The organism is Brachyspira sp. G79 (assembly GCF_002379365.1).
GTDB lineage: Bacteria > Spirochaetota > Brachyspiria > Brachyspirales > Brachyspiraceae > Brachyspira.
Genome location: NZ_JQIU01000008.1, coordinates 1,335,070 through 1,340,630, shown reverse-complemented (window position 1 = coordinate 1,340,630; position 5,561 = coordinate 1,335,070). Strand labels below are relative to the sequence as shown.

Annotated in this window: 4 protein-coding genes; all 4 read right to left on the bottom strand. The window is 26.2% G+C overall.

Features of this window, described 5'->3' with window-relative positions:
• Positions 1 to 77 precede the first annotated feature (77 nt).
• The gene (locus tag KQ44_RS07275; protein ID WP_240516534.1) at positions 78 to 1,229 is read right to left on the bottom strand and encodes a ComEC/Rec2 family competence protein; all 1,152 of its coding nucleotides are present in this window, start codon (positions 1,227 to 1,229) and stop codon (positions 78 to 80) included.
• Between the two features lie 11 nt (positions 1,230 to 1,240).
• The gene (locus KQ44_RS07270) at positions 1,241 to 1,807 is read right to left on the bottom strand and encodes a TetR/AcrR family transcriptional regulator (protein ID WP_096736853.1); all 567 of its coding nucleotides are present in this window, start codon (positions 1,805 to 1,807) and stop codon (positions 1,241 to 1,243) included.
• Positions 1,808 to 1,880: 73 nt separating this feature from the next.
• Positions 1,881 to 2,645, bottom strand: coding sequence for a FecR domain-containing protein (locus KQ44_RS07265; RefSeq protein ID WP_096736852.1), 765 nt, complete (start codon positions 2,643 to 2,645; stop codon positions 1,881 to 1,883).
• 73 nt (positions 2,646 to 2,718) lie between these two features.
• A complete protein-coding gene (gene pbpC, locus KQ44_RS07260) occupies positions 2,719 to 5,295 on the bottom strand; it encodes a penicillin-binding protein 1C (protein WP_096737797.1) in 2,577 nt (858 codons plus the stop codon).
• Between the last annotated feature and the right edge of the window lie 266 nt (positions 5,296 to 5,561).

Below are 5,561 nucleotides of genomic sequence, written 5' to 3'. Positions count from 1 at the left end.
ATTTATAGATAAAAGATATAGATTTTATTATGATACTTTTTGCTGTTTCTAGTACTTTATTATTAGTATTAATATTTTTATATTTTTATTATATAGAAATTAATAATAGGGTAGTAAAGAATTATTCCTAAAGTTGCTAAAAATGAAAATTGGAAGCTGATATCTTTTATAGAGTTAGGATTAAGCAGAAGTATTATCAAAGCAGATAAAAATAATGCATTAACAGAGTTTCTATTTCTGTCAAAATAATATGATATAGTAAAACATACTGCCATTATACTTGCTCTTATTATAGAAACGGAAAATAAAGTAATTGGAGGATATATTATTACCGTTATGATTGATGATATTAATATTTTTTTGTAAAAGTTTATAGGGAAAAATGATAATATTAAATATAAAATTGAGAGTATCATTGAAATATGAAGACCCGATATAGAAAGTATATGAGATATTCCAGAATCTATAAAATATTTTCTTATATGATAAGGAATGATATTTTTATCACCTATCATAATACCTTGTGCTATAGTATAGGGTATTGCATCAATATTTTCTCCAAGCGATTTCTTTATAATGTTTCTTATTTTTAGAGCATATGCATTTATATAATTTATAATAGAAAAGCCTTCTTTTTGGACAACAAAATTATTATACGGATATATGCTTGCTGCTCCGTAAAGCATTCTTTCAGAAAGTACTTTTATTATAGTTTTTGAATCATAAATATCATCATTGGTTAATATGTTTTTATATAGATTTAATTTTGAAGATACAGTTATTTCATCATTAATGTATATTGGTTTTAGTGAGTTATTGTAAAGTCTTATATTTCCTGCATAATTATACCAATTCGTACCATCATAGACTTTATCTACATAGGCAATATATCTGTCTCTAAAACCTACAACTCCGTCATATGATAATATTTTTGCATTGTATGCTTTTATTGGTTTATTAAAAGTATTAAGAGGATTTTTAAATATATCATGATATCTTGCAATAGTATAGCTATAGCCTATGAATAAAGATGATAGTATGAGTATTATTAAAGAAAGATAATAATATTTTTTTAATGTTAGTATTATTGATATAATAATTAGTATAAATGCTGCTGTAAGTGAAATATGTAAAAATGTCTGATTTACAAATGCTAAAGAAATGCCTGCTGCAAAAAATAAAGTTATGTATATAATGTATGTAAGCGGATATATAAAAATATTTTTCATTATATTAATATTTATCTTTTGACAATTCCGTAGAATATGATATTTATAATAATATCCAAATCTTTTTCATAATCTCCAGAATTTTTATTTTTTACCCACTCAATCTCAAAGCCTTTTATAATAGCCAAAACAGCCTCTGTAGCAAGTCTTAAATCTATATTAAAAAGTCCTTTTTTTACGCCGCTTCTTAATATCATTTTTATAGTGTTGTACTCTTCTTTATGATACTGTGCCCTCATATGTTCTATAAGAGTAAAGTCTTCGAATATTTCACTATGCAATGCTTCATAAAGATTTGCCAATTTTATATAACCTTTCTGTCTTGTGAGAATATATGCTCTTAATTTAGCTTCGGCTGTATCTTCTTTTTTTATAGCCTCATATAATTCTTTTTTTAAGTCATTAGCTTCATTTTCAGCTATGGCAAAAAATATTTCCTCTTTGCTTTTGAAATAGTGATAAATACTGCTTTTAGATTTATGTACCATCAAAGCTATATCGCTCATAGAGGCTTTTTTAAATCCGTACTTTTTGAATAGTCTTTTCCCAGCATTTACTATTTGTTCACGAGGCGTCATCTATATTTACCTTTTAGCACATATTTAATTATTATTATATACTCAATTTTTTATTTGTCAAAGATTTAATATATTATTTTGTTTCATTAGTGATAATTAAAGTAGTTCTGTTTTCATTAGTATTTCCTACATAATCAACAGATGTAATTTCAGTATTAGTTTCACTTATAGTTTTATTATTATATTTTTCATAATAATTTTTTACATCAGCCATATTGGATACTTCAGGTATTATTGCTTCAACATAAGGCATAGAAGTTACTTCAATTATATTATTTTTAAACTCTTCATTGAGTTCTATGTTTTTTGTTGATAATTTATTGGAATTGTCAATATTAACTTCTGTAAACTGAGCAACTTTAGTTCCATTAATTTCGCCTTCTCCGTATAAGAATTGAGCTTTTGTGTTTCCATTCGTATATGATATTGCAGCTGCTCCTGACACTTTAATACTTGCATTAGAAGTTAATACTGTAATAGAATCTGCTTTAGCATTTGATGAAGAAGCAATTAAAAAATCTCCACTATCTAAAGTTAATTTAGTGTTTCCAGTTTTATCATAGGATTCATCTATATTTAGAGAAGAGTTTTCTTTAACTTTGAATATATTATTGCTTTCTAAATATGAAGTTAGAGAAGAATTATTCTCTGTGGAGATATTATCTTTAGTGAATAATAAATCGCCGTTTCTAGCAGGTTTTACTATAGCCTTTTGAGAAGATATTTTAACTTTTCCTTTAACATCAACTACTTTCATATACTGATTTGTTTTATATGCAGACTGAAGTGTTAAAGCTATGGAAAGCATTAACAATATAGAAATAATTTTCTTATTCATAGATAAACTCCGTAAAATACATATTACACTATTAATATTATCGGCATTAAAAAAATTATCAATACAGTTTTTTTTACTGTACGTATATTTTTACAGTAGAACTTTTTATAGTTTCTCCATTATCCGTTTTTGCTTCTATATGAAAAGTATAATCTCCATTCTTTAAATTCCATTTTACATAATCTTTTTTTAAATCATCAATATTTGCTATCACTTCCTTATTGCAGTATAACTCAGCAGACACTATATTTTTTGGTATGTATGATGATATGAATATATTTTGATATTCTATAGGCAGAGTAGAGTCTATTTTGTATACAGAGTTATCAGTAGGTTCTTTTATTGAAAGTCTTTCTCTTATATTATTTATGCTGTTATCATTTTTTGTTTCAGATGAAGAATTATAAGTATTTATATTATTCACATTCATTTGAACTTTGTAAGCTGAATTTAAATTAAAACTATTTTCTTGATTTATACTTTCTAAATTTCTATTTTGATTATTATTTTTCATTCTATTATACGCATAAATATTATTAACTTTTGTCCATTCTGCGGTAGGGCGTTCTATTTGCTGCTCTCTTATCCAGCCATTATATTCATTAGGAAGGTTAATAAAAACTTTTTCTGTAATAGAACCATCTGAATTTGTTTTTATATATAAGTTATGAACATCGCATTCTTCTTTAGGAACATTTATATGAGAAAACTCTTCAACTCTTGTTTCTTTGCAGAACTCCCCTCTAAGTTTTCCGCTTATAAGGCATATTTCTCTTTTTACTATAGTATCTGGTTTGTCCCATTTAGTTTCTTTTTGGCTTTTATTAAGCATAGTAAATATATCATAAAGTATAGGCACAGCACCATTTCCGCCAGTTATATTAATCATTTCACTTCCTGCAAAATCCCCAAGCCAAATACCCACTATATAATCTTTAGTATAACCTATAGCCCATGCATCTCTTGATCCTTTTGATGTTCCTGTTTTTATTGCTATAGAAAATGGATATACTATTCCTTTATAACTTCTAAAAGACCCCATTCTTGCATTTCTGTCAGAGAGTATGCTTGTTATTAAATATGCACTTTCTTCTGATATTACTTTTCTTGTTATTTTTTTAGGAAGTGTTATAACTTCTCCGTTTGCTTTTTTTAATGAAGTTATTGAATAATGATTTATAAATGTACCAGAATTTGGAAATATACTGTATGCAGAAGCTAAATCTATCAAACGTACTTCGGCACTCCCAAGCACCAAAGAATAACCGTAATAGTCTGGATTTTTATCTATAGAACTTAATCCTGATTTTAAAAGTATATTTTGAAAATCTCTTATACTATATCTTGCAAGCCATTTAACAGCTGGTATATTAAGAGAATTAGCCAATGCATCTCTTATAGTAACAGGACCTCTATATTTATGGTCAAAGTTTTCTGGTATATAATCTCCGCCTGGTGAATTAATATAAGTTTTAATATCTGATATAACAGAAGCAGGGGATTCGCCTTTATCGAATATATAAGCATACATAAAAGGTTTTAATGTACTTCCAGCCTGTCTTAATGCAGTTGCTCCATTTACAGCTCCATGAGTTTCTGTATCAAAATAGTCCATAGAGCCTATCATTGAAAGCACTTCTCCTGTTTTTGCATTAAGTATCACGCATGAAATATTGCGGACATTAAATGTATGAAGAGACTGACTTGAATTGCTTATAACTAAAACGGCTTCTTTTTGTATATTATAGTCTAATGTAGTTCTTAATTCTGTTACGCCTGTATATTTTAAGTGTTCAAGCGATTCTTTTGCATACATTGTAAAATGAGGAGCTTTAAAAGTGTATTTATCTTTACCATCATATATATTTAATTTTTCGTTAATATATTTATTATAATTTTCTTCAGTGATGAAATTATTATTTTTCATTTCATTTAATACATATATTCTTCTTGATTTTAATCTATCTTCATATTTATAAGGATTAAACTTTGTACCAGACTTTATTATAGAAGCAAGCATTGCAGATTCATTATTATTTAAATCATTAACTTTTTTATGAAAATATAAATCGCTTGCAGCACCAACTCCATAGCAGTTGTTTCCAAAAAATACTCTATTTAAATATTCAGTTAGTATTTCTTCTTTTGTGAGATTTTTTTCTAGTCTTATGGCGTCAAGTGCCTCATAGAATTTATTAATATATGTTCTCTCACGAGGAATTATACTTTTAGCCAGCTGCTGAGTAATTGTACTTCCTCCTGAAACTACCTTTCCGCTTATTAAATTTGATAAAAATGCCCTTATTATAGCCTTATAGTCTATACCTTTATGATTAAAGAAGTTTTTATCCTCAGCACTTACTACAGCATTAATCAAATTTGTTGATAAATCTTTGTATTTAACCTCTTCAAAAAAACCGCCATGCTTTGGAAATATAGTTGATATTAGTATTGAGTTTCTGTCATATATTTTTAAAGCTCTCTCTTCATTTATGGATAATTCGTCTTTTGAAAATGGTTTATTTATATATTCTTTGCAATGTTTATAAAAATTATAGCCTTTGGGTATGAATATAATTGATAGTATTATTAAAGATAATAATATAGTGTATATTATAGTTAGTGCTGTTCTTCTTATAATTTTTTCCATAGGCATTATTTTATATAAAAGAAAAAAATAGTCAAATTATTTGTGATTTTGTTCAAAAGATAATTTTTTATATTTATGCTGTCATTTTGATATATTAAATAATAGCATTATATTAACATGGTTATTTATGCGATGCAGTTTATGTATTAAAATTTATAATGATAAAGCATATAAAAATTACAAATAATTTTCTATGTATTTTTAAACAAGTATATTATAACGTGTTAATAATAATATTTTATATAGAGGGACAATTAAATTTTGTC

What these genes read in the sequence shown, in the direction of transcription:
- KQ44_RS07275 (WP_240516534.1), bottom strand. Translation starts at nt 1,229, where the DNA reads ATGAAAAATATTTTTATATATCCGCTTACATACATTATATACATAACT.
- KQ44_RS07270 (WP_096736853.1), bottom strand. Translation starts at nt 1,807, where the DNA reads ATGACGCCTCGTGAACAAATAGTAAATGCTGGGAAAAGACTATTCAAA.
- KQ44_RS07265 (WP_096736852.1), bottom strand. Translation starts at nt 2,645, where the DNA reads ATGAATAAGAAAATTATTTCTATATTGTTAATGCTTTCCATAGCTTTA.
- pbpC (WP_096737797.1), bottom strand. Translation starts at nt 5,295, where the DNA reads ATGGAAAAAATTATAAGAAGAACAGCACTAACTATAATATACACTATA.